15 protein-coding genes are annotated in these 14589 nt (G+C 73.4%); 9 read left to right on the top strand and 6 right to left on the bottom strand.

All coding sequences use genetic code 11. The annotated features are described in order from the left end of the window. Positions 1 to 29 precede the first annotated feature (29 nt). The 3 genes from fliD to BLT39_RS00675 all read right to left on the bottom strand — a co-directional run bounded on the left by fliD (position 30) and on the right by BLT39_RS00675 (position 3747). Positions 30 to 1439 (bottom strand): flagellar filament capping protein FliD, encoded by a 1410-nt coding sequence (gene fliD, locus BLT39_RS00685; protein WP_091057052.1) that lies wholly within the window; start codon positions 1437 to 1439, stop codon positions 30 to 32. A gap of 190 nt (positions 1440 to 1629) precedes the next feature. Further along, positions 1630 to 2769: a flagellin N-terminal helical domain-containing protein gene (locus BLT39_RS23200; protein ID WP_091057049.1), complete on the bottom strand. Its 1140-nt coding sequence runs from the start codon at positions 2767 to 2769 to the stop codon at positions 1630 to 1632. Between the two features lie 129 nt (positions 2770 to 2898). Continuing rightward, the gene (locus BLT39_RS00675) at positions 2899 to 3747 is read right to left on the bottom strand and encodes a sigma-70 family RNA polymerase sigma factor (RefSeq protein WP_242658055.1); all 849 of its coding nucleotides are present in this window, start codon (positions 3745 to 3747) and stop codon (positions 2899 to 2901) included. 257 nt (positions 3748 to 4004) lie between these two features. Here BLT39_RS00675 and BLT39_RS00670 point away from each other — a divergent pair, with 257 nt between their 5' ends. From BLT39_RS00670 to BLT39_RS00635, 8 genes are all read left to right on the top strand, one after another. Continuing rightward, entirely contained in the window at positions 4005 to 4490 is a 486-nt protein-coding gene (locus BLT39_RS00670) for a flagellar protein FlgN (protein WP_091057045.1), read from the top strand. Continuing rightward, on the top strand, positions 4487 to 5884 hold the full coding sequence (gene flgK, locus BLT39_RS00665) for a flagellar hook-associated protein FlgK (RefSeq protein ID WP_091057041.1): 1398 nt from the start codon (positions 4487 to 4489) through the stop codon (positions 5882 to 5884). The genes BLT39_RS00670 and flgK overlap by 4 nt, the downstream gene beginning before the upstream one ends. Positions 5885 to 5888: 4 nt before the next feature. Next, complete coding sequence (gene flgL / locus BLT39_RS00660) at positions 5889 to 6776, top strand: flagellar hook-associated protein FlgL (RefSeq protein ID WP_091057038.1); 888 nt, start codon at positions 5889 to 5891, stop codon at positions 6774 to 6776. Positions 6777 to 6912: 136 nt separating this feature from the next. Further along, positions 6913 to 7209 carry a carbon storage regulator CsrA gene (csrA, locus tag BLT39_RS23195; RefSeq protein WP_091057035.1) on the top strand — a complete coding sequence of 99 codons (297 nt, stop codon included), beginning with the start codon at positions 6913 to 6915 and terminating at the stop codon, positions 7207 to 7209. Between the two features lie 110 nt (positions 7210 to 7319). Next, entirely contained in the window at positions 7320 to 7847 is a 528-nt protein-coding gene (locus tag BLT39_RS22645; RefSeq protein WP_207507492.1) for a hypothetical protein, read from the top strand. A gap of 125 nt (positions 7848 to 7972) precedes the next feature. Further along, complete coding sequence (locus BLT39_RS00645) at positions 7973 to 9043, top strand: sigma-70 family RNA polymerase sigma factor (RefSeq protein ID WP_242658054.1); 1071 nt, start codon at positions 7973 to 7975, stop codon at positions 9041 to 9043. Between the two features lie 98 nt (positions 9044 to 9141). Then, entirely contained in the window at positions 9142 to 9486 is a 345-nt protein-coding gene (locus BLT39_RS00640) for a hypothetical protein (protein WP_091057032.1), read from the top strand. Positions 9487 to 9496: 10 nt separating this feature from the next. After that, positions 9497 to 10243, top strand: a complete 747-nt coding sequence (locus BLT39_RS00635) for a hypothetical protein (protein WP_091057030.1) — start codon at positions 9497 to 9499, stop codon at positions 10241 to 10243. Between the two features lie 25 nt (positions 10244 to 10268). On the opposite strand, the gene BLT39_RS23190 is transcribed toward BLT39_RS00635, so the two are convergent. The 3 genes from BLT39_RS23190 to BLT39_RS00620 all read right to left on the bottom strand — a co-directional run bounded on the left by BLT39_RS23190 (position 10269) and on the right by BLT39_RS00620 (position 13770). Continuing rightward, positions 10269 to 12140, bottom strand: a complete 1872-nt coding sequence (locus BLT39_RS23190) for an NlpC/P60 family protein (RefSeq protein ID WP_091057026.1) — start codon at positions 12138 to 12140, stop codon at positions 10269 to 10271. Between the two features lie 126 nt (positions 12141 to 12266). Beyond that, positions 12267 to 12455, bottom strand: coding sequence for a hypothetical protein (locus BLT39_RS00625; RefSeq protein WP_091057023.1), 189 nt, complete (start codon positions 12453 to 12455; stop codon positions 12267 to 12269). A 4-nt stretch (positions 12456 to 12459) separates the two neighbouring features. Further along, positions 12460 to 13770 (bottom strand): citrate synthase, encoded by a 1311-nt coding sequence (locus BLT39_RS00620; RefSeq protein WP_091057019.1) that lies wholly within the window; start codon positions 13768 to 13770, stop codon positions 12460 to 12462. A 150-nt stretch (positions 13771 to 13920) separates the two neighbouring features. Here BLT39_RS00620 and BLT39_RS00615 point away from each other — a divergent pair, with 150 nt between their 5' ends. Then, on the top strand, positions 13921 to 14586 hold the full coding sequence (locus tag BLT39_RS00615) for a class I SAM-dependent methyltransferase (RefSeq protein WP_091057015.1): 666 nt from the start codon (positions 13921 to 13923) through the stop codon (positions 14584 to 14586). Positions 14587 to 14589: the final 3 nt, after the last annotated feature.

The following is a 14589-nucleotide window of genomic DNA, read 5'->3' as shown; positions in this document are numbered from 1 at the left end:
TTCTCCTGGGCGACGGGGGAGCGGGGGCGTCAGGACGACTTGTTCGGGTTGTACAGCTGGCCGATCTGCGAGCTCAGCCAGGACGACTGGTTCTTGATCGTGTTGAGGGACGTCTCGAGCGTGGCGAACTGCTTGGTGAGGGTCGCCTGCCGCGCGGCGAGCCGGATGTCGAAGGCGTCGATGCGGTCCTGCAGGGAGTCGGCGAGGCTGTCCCGGCCCTGGGCGAGCTGGACCAGCGTCCCGGTGGAGGAGTCGCTGGCCGCCTTCGCCACCGCGGCGAGCTTGCCGGCGATGCCGTCCACCGCCGGGGTGGTGACGCCGTTGGTGGTCGAGGCGGTCGTGCCGGACAGGATCGCGGTGACCGTGGCCGGGTCGCTGGCCAGCTTGGCCGCGAACACCGACGCGTCGAAGGCGATCGTGCCGTCCTTGTTCAGCTGCAGGCCGATGGTCGCGGCGCTCTTGCCGCCGATGGCCGAGGACACCGCGGTGAGCACCTGGGAGGACAGCTGGGTCAGGGCCTGGTCGCCCTGCAGCGTCGCGACGGTCGCGCCGGCGGCCGACGTGGTGTAGCCCTTGATCAGGCCCAGGGCGCCGTTGACGGCCTCCACCAGGGTCTTGACCTTGGCAGTGGTGGCTGCGGCGTCGGCGCCCACGGTGATGGTGGTCGGCTCGAAGGCGCTGGGGTCGGCCTTCGACACGGTCCACGAGACGCCCGGGAGGACGTCCTTGAAGGTGTTGGTCGAGGACGACACCTGGCGCCCGGTGCCCTCGAGGCTGATGACCGCGTTGCGCCCGGCGCGGCTGAGCTCGAAGCCGCTCTCCGCCGTGGAGGCGTCCTCGTCGGCGCCCTGGAGCGTGCGCGCACCGGCGGTGCCGGTCCCGTCGCTGGTGACCTGGAGCCGGAACTCGGTGGGGCCGAGCTGGACGATCGTGGCGTGCACGCCGTAGCCGGCACCGTTGATGGCGGCGACCGCGTCGGAGAGGGTGGCGTCGGCCGGCAGCGCGATCTGGCCGACGGTGGCGCCGGAGCTGTCGAGCACCTTGATCGGCCACGCCGGCTTGGGCTGGCTGGTGACCGGGTCGGAGGCCGACGTCCAGCTGCTGGAGCTGAGCACCTGCTTGCTGGCGGCGGTCTGCTCGACCCGGAAGCTCAGCGAGGCCCCGTCGAGGGCGGCCGAGGTCGCGGTGGCGGTCACCGCGGTGTTCGTGCTGGAGGCGGTGCGGGCGGCGGCGAGGCCGGTGCCCGTCAGGGCCTCGGCCGCGCTGCGGATCGCGTCGAAGCGGGTGTTGACCGCCCGGTAGGCGGTGCCCTTGGCCTGCGCCGCGGACAGCTGCGTCTTCAGCAGGTCCTGCGGCTTGGCCTCGATCTTCATCAGGTTGCTGATGATCGATGTCGTGTCCAGGCCGGAGGCCAGCCCGTCGATCCCCATGGTCACCATCGCGCCGGTCCTCCTCTTGAACGGGTCGTGGTCGGGTGCTGCTCCCTCTACATCGGCTGCCGCGGCGCCGTGTTGAGCCGACGGCCGGTTCCCACCCGTGCGGGTGACCCGGGAACAGCAGTGAGGGGGGTGGCCGGGTGGCCACCCCCCTCACCGGGAGTGCAGTGGTGCGGGTCTACCCCGCCTCAGCTCACTGGAGGAGCTTGAGGACCGACTGGGCGGACTGGTTGGCCTGGGCCAGCATGGAGGTGCCGGCCTGGACCAGGATCTGGTTCTTGCTGAACTCGGTCATCTCCGAGGCCATGTCGACGTCGACGATGCGCGAGTTCGAGGCGGTCAGGTTCTCCACGGCGATGTTCAGGTTGGCCGTGGTCTGCTCGAGCCGGTTCTGGATGGCACCCAGGTTGGCCCGCGTGGTGGACACCGTCTTGATGGCCGCGTCGATCGTGGCCAGCGCAGCGGTGCCGCCGTCGCTGCCGGGGGTGGCGTCGGCGGTGAGACCGCCGAAGTAGCCGGTGCCGCCGACGGTGGTCATGCCGGTCGGCCCCGCGATGGTGACGCCACCGAAGGAGTCGATCTTGCCGCTGATCGGCGAGCCGTTCAGCTGCTTGTCCAGCTGGCTCTGGATGAGCGACTGGTTCTTGGCGGCGTCGGTCGACTTGCCGCCGGTGGACCAGCCGGTCAGGTCCAGGGTGTAGGTGTTGCCGCCGTAGGTGATCGTCGACGCCGTGGCGGCGGACGCGGCGAGGTCCACCGTGCCCGGGCCGTCGGAGTAGCTGGCGCCACCGGTGGTGACGTCGACGCCGTTCACGCCCAGGCCGGCAGCGCTCATCGCGGTGCCGATGGTGACGGTGATCTTGTCCGAGGCGGTGGCGTTGGCGCCGACCTGGAACTGGCCGCTGTAGCTGCCGTCCAGCAGGGCCTTGCCGTTGAACTTCGTGGTGTTGGCGATGCGGTCCAGCTCGGCCTTCAGCTGGGTCACCTCGGACTGGATGTTGCCCTTGGCGTCGCTCGACAGACCACCGGTGTTGGCGGCCTGCACGGACAGGTCGCGCATGCGCTGCAGGATGCTGGTCGTGGTGGCCAGCGCGCCTTCAGCGGTCTGCACGACGCTGACGCCGTCCTGGGTGTTGCGGACGGCGACCTTGAGGCCACCGATCTGGGACTTCATGCCCTCGGAGATGGCCAGACCCGCAGCGTCGTCCGCAGCGCGGTTGATGCGGAAACCGGAGGACAGCTTCTCGAGCGACTTGCTCATCGCCGAGTCGTTGACCGACAGGTTGCGGTAGGCGTTCATCGCCGCGGTGTTGGTGTTGATGCGCATGCCCATGGTGATCCTCCTGGATGTGGGGCGGTGCTGGGGTTCCCCGCTGCATCCGTGCTGCGGGTGGTACGGGGGTGTCTACGGCTGCTCGGGGGTCGGACTTGAGCCGAACCGGCGAGGAATTCGCCGAAGGGGTCAGGCCGGCTGGCCGAAGGCCCGGCGGACCGCCGCGGGGGTGCGCGGGGGCGGCGGGTACAGCGCCCGGGAGGCGACCGGGCGCGCTCGCTCGCCGGTGCGCTGCAGCACCTGGGCGACGTAGCCGGCCTGCTGGGTCCGCGCCCGGACGCCGCCCGCGGCGACCACCGGCCGCTCCTCCCACGCCTCGCTCATCGCGGCGTGCAGCAGCACCAGGGCCCGCGCACGCATCTGCGAGACCCGGGAGAGGGTGACCCCGAGGTCGACCGCGATGTCGGTCAGGGATTCATCACCGAAGAAACTGCGCTCGACCACCTCGCCGAGGCGGTCGGGCAGCGCAGCCATCGCCTCGTGCAGGTGACGGGCCCGCTCGCGCTTGACCATCGCCCGCTCGGGGGAGTCGCCGGTGGCCGGGACGTCGAAGGTCCCGCCGTCGTCGCCCGTGGTGGCGTCGATGCTGACCATCACCGCGCGGTGCACGTCGACCTGCAGGGCCGACAGCTCGGTGGGGGAGACGTCGAGCTCGGCGGCGAGCTCGGCCCGCGTGGGCGGACGGCCCAGCCGTGCGGCGAGGGCGTCGGCGGCGGCGTCGGACCGGCGGGCGGCGGCGCGCACCGACCTGCTGGCCCAGTCGCCCGAGCGCAGCTCGTCGAGCACGGCCCCCTGGAGGCGGGGGAGGGCGTAGGTCGCGAACGTGGCGCCGGCGCCGGCGTCGAACCGGCGGGCCACCTCCACGAGGGCGACCTGGGCGCAGGAGAGGAGGTCCTCCCTGCTGACGTGCGCGGGCAGCGAGATCCGGGCCGCGACCGCGTTCACCGCGTACTGCGCGAGCGCGAGGTGCTCGGTCACCAGCGCGTCGACCGAGGAGGTCGACGTCGTCCGGGCCGGCCGGGACGGGCCCGCCTGGGGAGGCGACGGGCGAGACGGGTTCACGACCCCTATCTCGGCGCACCACGAGTCACATCTGACCCCCCTCGGCAACTCCTGCACCGAACTTGAGCACTCGGCTTGACCGTCGTCGGGATGTGCCGAAGACAGCCCCCGAGACCGGTGGGCACGCACCGCCGGCACCGCACTGCACGGAACCGACGACGAGAGGAGCCACGGTGGACTTCCAGCACCTGTCGACCCTGCTCTGGCGCGAGCAGGAGCTCCTGGACCTGCTGCTGTTCAAGGCGGAGGAGAAGCAGTACCTCATCGTCTCGGGCAAGAACCGGTGGCTGCCGCGGATCGCCCACGAGATCGAGGTGGTGCTGGACCAGCTGCGCACCCTCGAGGTCGAGCGGGCCGCGGTCGCCGAGACCATCGCCTCCCAGCTGGGCCTGCCGGCCAACCCGTCGCTGCGCACCCTGGCCGAGGCGGCCGGCGCGCCGTGGGACGACCTGCTGCTCAAGCACCACGAGACCCTGCTGGTCCTCGTGAGCGAGCTGCGCGGGCTCTCCGACGCCAACCGCGAGCTGATCGCCAGCGGCCTGGCCGCCATCGACGAGGCGCTGCTGTCCGTGCGCCCCGACCAGGTCCGCACCTACTCGGCCACCGGTCGCGCCCAGGCCGGCGCGTCCCGCTCGGTCAGCCTGGACGGTGCGCTGTGAGCGGCTTCTCCTCCCTCACCGTGGCCTCGCGGGCGCTCGCCGCCCAGCAGCGGGCCATCGACGTCACCGGCCAGAACGTCGCCAACGCCAACACCGTCGGCTACACCCGGCAGCGGGTGGAGATGCAGTCGCTGGCCAGCGCGTCGGCCTACGGCCTGCAGTCCCGCGAGGACAGCCCGGGCAACGGCGTCACCGCGGACAGGGTCATCCGGGTCCGCGACGCCTTCCTCGAGCGGCGCGCCCAGCAGCAGGCCGGCCTGAGCAGCCAGGCCGCCACCACGGCCGCGACCTACGACCAGCTGGAGACCACGTTCGGCGAGCCGGGCGACACCGGCATCCAGAGCCTGCTCACCAAGACCTCGGCGGCGTGGAGCCAGTTGTCCACCCGACCCACCGACACGTCCTCCCGCATCGCCGTCCTCGCCTCCGCCGACGCGCTGACCAAGGGCCTGCGGACGGCGAGCGCGGCCATCGACGCGCAGTGGACCAACACCCGGCTCGAGGCCACCGACGTGGTGGACGAGGCCAACGCCACGCTGGCCTCGATCGCGCAGCTGAACAGGACCATCCAGGAGTCCCAGGGCAACGGGAACCCGGCCAACGAGCTGCAGGACCAGCGCGACGGCCTGGTGGCCCTGCTGTCCAAGAGCCTGGGCGCCACCGCCGTGGAGTCCGACAACGGCATGGTCGACGTCGTCGTCGACGGCAACGTCCTGGTCAGCGGCGCCGGCGCGTCGAAGCTCGCGCTGACCGGCGGCACCGACCCGTTGACCATGGGCACCAGCCCGGTCCGGCTGGCCGTCGCCCCGGGTGGCTCGGTCCTGCAGCCCGGCGGCTCCGTCGGCGGTCAGCTCGACGCCCTCAACACGGTCCTGCCGGGCTACCAGACCAAGCTCGACGCCGTCGCGTCGAAGCTGCTCGCGGTCAACGGCGTGCTGGCGACCGGCTACGACCAGAACGGCCAGTCCGGGGCCACGTCGCCGCTGTACAGCGGGTCCTCCGCGCGGACCATCGGCGTCGTCCTGACCGACCCGGCCAAGCTCGCCGCGGCCGCCAACGGCCCGCAGGGCACCGACGCCTCCGCCGACGGCGGGGTCGCCGACGCGATCGCCGACCTGGGCAAGCAGCCCGGCGGCCCCGACGCCACCTACCGGGACATGATCACCGCCCTCGGCATCGCCTCGCGCGGCGCCACCGGTGCGGCTGCCACCGCCAGCACCGTCCTCGGCCAGGTCGACCAGGCCCGGCTGTCGGTCAGCGGCGTCTCCCTCGACGAGGAGATGACCAACCTGCTGGTGTTCAAGCAGTCCTACGCCGCGGCCGCCCGTGTGGTGACCGCCCTCGACGAGATGCTCGACGTCCTGATCAACAAGACCGGCCTGGTCGGAAGGTGACCTGATGCGCATCACCCAGCGGACCCTCGCGGACAACAACATCCGCAACATGGGGACCAACCTCGCCGCCGTCGCCAAGCTCAACGACCAGATCACCTCCGGCAAGGCCATCACCAAGCCGTCGGACAACCCCAGCGGCACCGCCACCGCGATGCGGACCCGGACCGACCTGGCCGCCAACGACCAGTACAGCGCCAACATCACGCAGGCCGGCACCACGCTGGCCGCCGCCGACGGCGCGCTGTCCTCGATGGGCGACATGCTGCGCCGGGTGCGCGACCTGACCACCCAGGCCGCGAGCACCGGGTCGCAGAGCCCCGAGTCGCTCAAGGCCCTGTCCATCGAGGTGGCCGGCCTGCGCGACGGCCTGCTGGCCATGGCCAACCGGACCGTCGACGGCCGGCCGGTCTTCGGCGGGGCGACCTCGACGTCCCAGGCCTACGACACCACGACCGGCGCGTTCACCGGCCGGTCCGGTGTCGCCCTGGACGTGCGGGTGTCCTCGACCGAGACCGTCCGCACCGACGTCGACGGCCCGTCGGCCTTCGGCCCCGCGGGGGACGACGTCTTCGCGCTCGTGCAGCGGATCGCCGGCGAGATGACCGCGACCCCCACGGGTGACCTGACCGCCTCGATCGGCGACGTCGACACGGCGCTGCGCCGGATGACGGCCGCGCGCACCGAGGTCGGTGTGCGGGTGAACCGGCTGGACACGGTCAAGTCGGTGAACGCCGACGTGGCCCTGTCCCTGGGCTCGCAGCTCGGCGACGTGGAGAACATCGACACGGCGAAGGCCTACCTCGAGCTCAAGCTCCGGCAGAACGCCTACGACGCGGCGCTCACGGTCAGCTCGCAGTCGATCCAGAACTCGCTGGTGGACTTCATCCGCTGACCCACCGGGCACGCCTGCCCCACCCGCACCACGGCCGGTGCGTGTCGGGTTGCGCGACTGCCGATCATGATGCCGGGTCCCCGGCCCGCGACGGCAGGACGCCGCCGCACCCACCGACACCCATGGAGGGGTACTGGTGCTCACGCTCACCCGCACGATCGGCGAGACCATCCGCATCGGCGACGACATCGAGGTGCACGTCGTCGAGGTCCGCGGCAACACCGTCCGGCTCGGCTTCAAGGCCCCCCGCGAGGTGTCCATCCACCGCGAGGAGGTCTACGAGCAGATCGCTGCCGCCCGCCGGCTGGCCGTCCGCGTGGCCGCCGACGCGGTGGGCGCGCTGACCGCTGCCCTGGGTGGGACGAGGGGGTCCGCAGCTGGCACACAGCCCGCCGTGGCGGCCGGCGACACGGCGGCTCGTTCCTCGGCATGATCTGCCCACGAATCCGTCGGTAGTTGGGCGACACGAACCTCGTTTCGGCTCAAGTCGGACCCCCCGGTGCGCAATCCTTTCCCCCAAGCACGTGACAGGGGGCAATCAAGATGCGACACAGCGCGACCGACACCACGGACACCGTCGACCTCGACCGGACCGCCGGCTCGACCTCGACCGGCCCGGTCCTGCTCGCGGCACCGGCTGCGGCCGACCGCGACGCCGACCGCGGCCTGACCGACGAGGCGGCCGACCACCTCGTGGTCCACGTGCAGCTGCGCCCCCGCCGGGCGGCTGCGCGCAAGTGCCTGACCGCGCTGGCCCAGCTCGCCACCGAGCACACCGGCGTGCCGGTCAGCCTCGCCGGGCTGAGCAAGGACGACCGCGTCCTGCGCATCACCGTCGCCGTCGACCTCGGCCCGCGCCTGGAGGTCGCCCGGTTCAGCCCGGCCGCCCAGGCCGCCTACGGCTTCGTCTCGGACCTGTTCACGGTCCTCTACGACCACATGCCGGTCTACGCGACCGAGCCCACCGCCGAGGAGAGCGCCGTCGTCGCGCCGTTCCTGCGGGCCGGTGACCGACCGCTGACCGCCGAGCCGGTCTGGCAGTCCGAGGTGCTGGGCGCCGTCAGCGCCTGAGCGCCACCCGCACGTCCCAGCACGACCTCGCAGCTCGTCCTCGACCGAGACGCGATCCCGCAGCCCGCCGGTCCACCCGTGGGTTGTCTTCCCCCGAGATCCGACCCGACGACAGGAGTCACCCGGTGTCCGAGCCGCTCCGCAGGTCCACCGCCCCGCTCGTCTTCGGGGGCATCACCGAGGACGAGGCCTGGGCGAGCACGCCCATCACGCTGCGCGACCGGGTGCACTTCCGCACCGAGCGCGAGCTGCCCATGGCCGAGTTCCGGGCCGCCCTGCCCGAGGCGGTCACCGTGACCCTCGACGAGGGCGAGGGGCTCTACCGGGTCGACGGCGACGCCGGCCAGGCCGCCGAGCTGTCGGCGCTGGTGAAGACCTGGTGCGCCGTCCACGGCTACCGCACCGTCGGCCTGCGGGCCGAGAGCGGGGTGCGGCGGAGGGCGCCCCGCGACCTGCCCCCGCAGTTCCTGGCCGACCTGTGCCGGCACTACGGGCCGGTCAGCCTCAAGCGGCTGCAGCGGAACATGAGCACGATCCGGCTGCACATCCCCGACAACGACGACGTCGTGCAGCAGGTCAGCGAGTGGGTGCTCAAGGCCGTCGCGCAGTACGACGAGACCAAGGGCGTCCCCTTCGGCGCGTTCCTGGCGACCCAGCTGTCCAAGTGGGTGCACGACCTCGGGCGGGCCGCCTTCGGGCGCACCGCGACCGACACCGAGAACAAGCAGCAGAAGGCGATCGCGGCGTTCGTCGCCGAGCACCGGCGCCGTCCGACCGAGCGCGAGCTCGCCGAGCTGCTGGGCCAGAGCGTCGCGGTGCTGCGCAAGAACGCCCAGTCGGTCGCCACGCTCAACGGGCTACGCAACCTGCAGTCCCTCGACGGCGTCCCCGACGGCGCGGACCACCTGCTGCCCGACACCGCGCAGGCCCCCGACGAGATCCTCGGCGAGGCCGAGCAGACGCTGCTCTCGCACGCCCTGACCGCGGCCTGCGCACCCGACGTCACCGCCCGGCCCGACCAGCGCGCGGGCCAGCCCAACGTGCTGGGCTGGGTGACCTGGTACCTGACCACCTGGGGCGGGCAGACCAAGACCCAGCTGTCGGCCGACCTCGGCACCTCCGTGCGCAACATGAACGTGCACGCCGACCGGGCCGAGCGGGTGCTCAAGGACCGCCTGCTCGAACTGGCCGGCTGACTCGGATGGATGAGTGCGCACTCCTGCCGATAGATGAGGTCAGTGGGACGGGAGAGCCGTACGGGACCGTCCTGGGACGCAAGGGGAGCGTGTCGGCGATGTCGATGGTCTACGAGCAGTCGACCCGTGTGGTCCTCGTGCCGCACTGGCTCTCGGCCGCCGATCGCGACGCGCTGGCGACCAGCCTCGAGGAGGCGCTGACCCGCGCCGACCTGCCCGCGACCACCGCCGACCGGCTGGTCGACGTGCTCACCGAGCTGCACGTGGCCCGCGCCCGCGACGTGGTCTGGCCGTCCTCGACCGCCCGGGTCCGCCTGGTCACCGGGTGGGACCCCGACACCCTGCCGGTGCGGCTGTCGGCCATGGAGCTGGCCTGCACCCTCAGCCTGCCCGAGCTCACGCCCCCGGTGCGCGCCGCGCTCACCGGTGGCCGCTCCCTCTGACCCGTCCGCCGTGCCCGCCCTCGGCTCACCGCTGCGCCTGCTGACCCGGCTGGACCGCCGCACCTGCGACCTCGACGACCTGGTCGCCGCGGCCACCCGGCTCGCCGCGACCGGCGTGCCCGGCCTGTGCCTGCAGGTCGAGGACGACGTCCGCCGTCCGGCCCTGCTCGTCGAGGAGGACGAGCGCCTCTGGCGCGTCGACCTCGCCGACCTGGCCGACGAGCTGCCCTCGACCGGGGCCGACCTCGGGCCCGCCGGTCTGGACCGGGCCCTGCGCGAGCACCTGACCCGGCGACCGGCCACCGATGCCGAGGCCGCCCGCCGCGGCGTCGCCGTCCTCGCCTGGGCCGGCCCCGCCGGCGACGACCTCGCCTGGCAGGTCGCCGTCGCCCGCGGTGACCGGCTCGTCGGCTGGGCACCGCACCCCTTCACCTCCGCCCTGGACGTGCTCGCCGTCCGCGAGGCCGCCCGCGCCCGCGCGGCCGACGTCGTGGTCCGCTGCACCGTCGAGGGGCCGGTGCTCCTGCTGGACGCCGACGCGCCGCTGCTGGCCACCGCGGCCCTCGCCGCGCCCGAGCAGGTCGTGGCCCGCTCCGCCGAGCTCGGCCTGCTGCTGGCCGACGGCAGCGTCGTGGTGACCCCCGGCCGGCCCGTCGCCTGGGCGCCCCGCGCCGTGGCCGCCCGCCTGGCCGGCGAGGGCGTGGAGCCCTGCGTCCTGCTGCCGTGGCGGGAGCTCGCCGACCTCCCCTGGGTCTGATCCCCGCTGCGGACCGCCGGGAGGGTCAGTCGGCCAGGTGGCCGAACTCCCAGTGCCAGGGCTCGGGGTTGCTGCCCGTGGCCTGTGCCCAGTCGGGGTGCACCCAGCCCAGGTGGCCGGCGTAGGTGACCATCCAGTCGTGCTGCGGGGTGCCGAACACGTTCACCCCGCCGCACAGGTCCACGGCCAGGCCCCACCCGTGGTTGGACGTGCCGGGCACCGCGGTGATCCGCGGCTTGCGGGTGTGCGCGTCGAGCTGCGCGGCGTAGGAGCGGTAGGAGTCGGTGATGCACAGTGGCGTCCCGAACGCCTGCTGGAAGGCCCGGTCCAGCGCGGTGTAGGCCGCGGCCGCGTCGCAGCGCAGCAGCTGCCCGCCGCCCACCGGGCACAGCACCGACACCGGGATGCGGCCGTTGGACCAGCCACCCCAGGCCGGGTCGACCGGTGCCCCGGCCACGGTGGCCGCGGTCGGCAGCGCCCCGCAGGTGGCCACCAGCGAGCCGGTCCCGGGAGGGGCTGCGTTGGGCGCGTCGACGGGCAGGGACGTGCGGACGGCGGTCGCGCCCTCGGGCAGCCCGGCCACGATGACCTGCGCCTGCCGGGCCGAGGCGGTGACCACCTGGCCGTCGCCGACGTAGACGCCGACGTCGTCGAGGCCCAGCAGGGGGTCGATGCCGAAGACGAGGTCGCCGGCCTGCAGCTGCCCGGTCGGGACGACGGTGCCGGCCGACCACTGGTCGACCAGGCCCGTGCCCAGCGCGGTGCCGGCGGAGGTCCACACGGCCGCGGTCAGGCCGCCGCAGTCCATCCCGGCGGCGGTGCTGCCGCCGGGGGAGTAGGGGGTGCCCAGCTGGGCGAACGCGAAGCTGACGGCGGCGGCCGCCTCGGCCGACGGCACGGGCACCACGGCCCCGTCGACGACCCCGACCGCGGCACCGGGGACCGGTGCCCCGGCGGCGTCGCGGGCCGGGCTCAGGCCCCCGGGCAGGTCGCCGTCGCGCAGCTGCGCCGCCGTCGGCAGGGTGATCCCCGCGGCCGCCAGCGCGCCCAGCCGCGCCTGCCACGCGGTGCGGGCGGCGTCGGCGGTGGCCTGCTGGTCGGCCGAGGTCGGTGCGGCGGGCAGCCCGGCCAGCGCCGCGGTGACCACCGGGGGCACCTGCTCGGCCCGGGCGCGGGCGGCGTCGGTGACGTCGGTGATCCGGCCGTGCGCGGCGTCCAGGACGGCCTGGGCGGCGGTGACCCGGCGCTGCGCGTGCTCGAGCGACCGTTGCGCGTCCTGGGCGGTGCGGGTCAGCCCGGCCAGCCGCTGGTCCGCCCGCTCGGCCAGCACGGCGACCGACCCCGCGACGGCCAGGTCGGTGCCGGCGGGGAAGCCGGCGGCGACGGCGCGGTCGGCGGGGGTGCCCCGGTACAGGTCGCCGGCGCCGGACCCCACCGCGGCGCGGGCGGCGGCCAGTGCGGCCTGGGCGGTGGCGAGGTCGGCCTGCGCGGTCGTCAGGTCGGTGATGGCGGCGGTGACGCCGGCGCGGGCGGCCTGCAGGTCCGTGGTGGTGGCGGTCAGCTGGTCACGGAGCTGGGCGGCCTGTGCGGCCAGGTCGAGCGGGGCGGAGGCGGCTGCGGGGGTGGCCGGCTGCACGCCCGACACGACGACGGCGCCCACGAGGACGACGAGCAGCACGCTGGTCACCGCGCCGGCCCGGTGGGTCCAGCGGGTCAGGGCGGCCCGGCGGCGGGCCCGGGCGGCGGCCTTGCGCGCCGCAGCCGCCTCCGCGCGCGCGGTCAGCGCCCGGCGGCGGGTGGCCGCCCGCGCGCGCGCGAGCTCCTGCGGGGTCCGGGGGACCGGTCGGGTGGCCGGGGAGGTGGACCGGGGGAGGGTCGCGGCGGAGCGCGGCGGCACGGTGCTCCCCCCGGCACCGGGTCGCGCCCGCGCCGGTGGCGGGCCGGGGGTCGACCGGTGTCCACCGAGGGCATCGGGCCACCGGGGGAGCCGGTTGAGGGAGCCGACCCGGACGGGGTGGCCGGCTCACCCCTCCGGGTGACGCGGGGCCCACCAGGCGCCGTGCTCGGCGCGCAGCGGGATGCGGGTGCTGCCGCCGTCCGCGGTGGTCAGCACCAGCTCGACGCCGACGACGGTCCGCCCGTCCGGGTCCGCCAGCCGGTCCCCCGAGGCGAGGGGGACCGGCGGCAGGCGGAAGGTGTCGCCGTCGGGCACGCGGTCAGCGCTGGTCGAGGGGCACGAAGTCGCGCACGGTGGGCCCGGTGTAGACCTGTCGCGGCCGGCCGATCTTGGTGGTCGGGTCCTCGATCATCTCCCGCCACTGCGCGATCCAGCCGGGCAGCCGGCCCAGGGCGAACAGCACGGTGAACATGCGGGTGGGGAAGCCCATCGCCCGGTAGATCAGCCCGGTGTAGAAATCGACGTTCGGGTAGAGCTTCCGCTGCACGAAGTAGTCGTCGGTGAGCGCGACCTCCTCGAGCTGGCGGGCCAGGTCGAGGAGCTCGCTGTTGCCGCCCAGCTTGTCCAGCACGGAGTCGGCCGTGGACTTCACGATCGCCGCGCGCGGGTCGTAGTTCTTGTAGACCCGGTGGCCGAAGCCCATGAGCTTGACGCCGGGCTCCTTGTCCTTGACGCGCTTGACGAACGTGGGGATGTCGCCGCCGTCGCGCTGGATGGCCTCGAGCATCTCCAGGACCGACTGGTTGGCCCCGCCGTGCAGCGGGCCGAACAGCGCGTTGATGCCGGCCGAGACCGAGGCGAAGAGGTTGGCGTGCGAGGAGCCGACCAGCCGGACCGTGGAGGTCGAGCAGTTCTGCTCGTGGTCGGCGTGCAGCACGAACAGCATGTCGAGCGCCTTGACCAGCTCGGGGTCGGCCTCGTAGGGCTCGGCCGGGAGGCCGAAGGTCATCCGGAGGAAGTTCTCGACCAGGCCGAGGGAGTTGTCCGGGTAGAGGAACGGCTGCCCGACGGACTTCTTGTAGGCGTAGGCCGCGATGGTCGGCAGCTTGGCCAGCAGCCGGTAGGTGCTCATCTCGACCTGGGCCTCGTCGAAGGGGTCGAGCGAGTCCTGGTAGAAGGTCGACAGCGCACTGACCGCCGAGGACAGCACCGGCATCGGGTGGGCGTCGCGGGGGAAGCCCTTGAAGAACTGCTTGAGGTCCTCGTGCAGCAGCGTGTGCCGGCGGATCTTGCCGTCGAACTCGGCCAGCTGGGCGGCCGTGGGCAGCTCGCCGTGGATGAGCAGGTAGGAGACCTCGACGAAGCTGGCCTTCCCGGCCAGCTGGTCGATCGGGTACCCGCGGTAGCGCAGGACGCCGGCGTCTCCGTCGATGTAGGTGATCGCCGACGTGCAGGCCGCGGTGTTGACGAACCCGATGTCCAGCGCCACCTGGCCGGTGGTGGCCAGCAGCTTGGACGTGTCGTACCCGTGCGACCCCTCGGTCGCCGCGCGCAGCGGCAGCTCCAGTTCACCCCCCGGGTAGCGCAGGGTGGCCGGACCGGTTACCTCGGTGTCTGCTGTGGCGCTCATCAGGCAGTCACGCTACTGGGTGGGCGGGCCGGATGCGTCGGTGGAACGGTCCGGCGCCGTGCCGGGTGGTCGCCGCGTCGGGGCAGCGGGAGTGGATAGGGTCCGGCTGCAGGCCGGCAGGAGACGTCGGCGCCTTCCCCGGGGGACCCCATGCTGACCGTGCAGGAACTGAACCGCTTCATCGAGGAGCAGTCGGCGGAGGGCGACGTCCAGCGGGTCTGGGAGCGGCTCGGCGAGCAGTTCGAGCAGGCCCGCGCAGACCTGCCCCGCGAGTCCGCGATGCAGCGCCGCGAGGTGTCCTTCCACGACCACGTCAGGCTCCTCGGGTACCTCTGCGCGCTGCTGGGGGACGCGCCCGGCGACCTCGTCGAGATCGGGGTCTGGAAGGGCAAGTCCCTGGCCCTGATGAACGAGGTCGGGCGCCACCGCCGCGTGATCGGCATCGACCCCTTCGTCCTGCCGAAGCAGTTCGAGGAGTTCAGCCACTACCAGCGCAGGCTGCTCCCCGATGCGGAGATCATCCACGGCTTCTCCGAGCTGAGCGCCGAGCACTTCTACGCCCTCGAGCCGCGGGTGGCGTTGCTGCACATCGACGGCGGGCACACCAAGCGCAACGTGCTGCTGGACTACCTGATCTACGCCCCGGCGGTCGTCCCCGGTGGGTTCGTGGTCTTCGACGACTACGCCGACTGGGAGTACTCACCCGAGGTCGGCCCGGCGGTGGACCTGCTGCGTGCCGGCGGCTTCTTCGACGACTTCCACGTGGTCGGGTGCGCCCACGGCTTCGAGAACAGCTACGTGCTCCAGCGGCGGTGAGCC

The sequence above is a fragment of the Klenkia brasiliensis genome (assembly GCF_900100695.1).
Lineage (GTDB): Bacteria > Actinomycetota > Actinomycetes > Mycobacteriales > Geodermatophilaceae > Klenkia > Klenkia brasiliensis.
The sequence above is the reverse complement of the archived record's forward strand: the minus strand, read 5'-3'. Positions and strand labels throughout refer to the sequence as shown.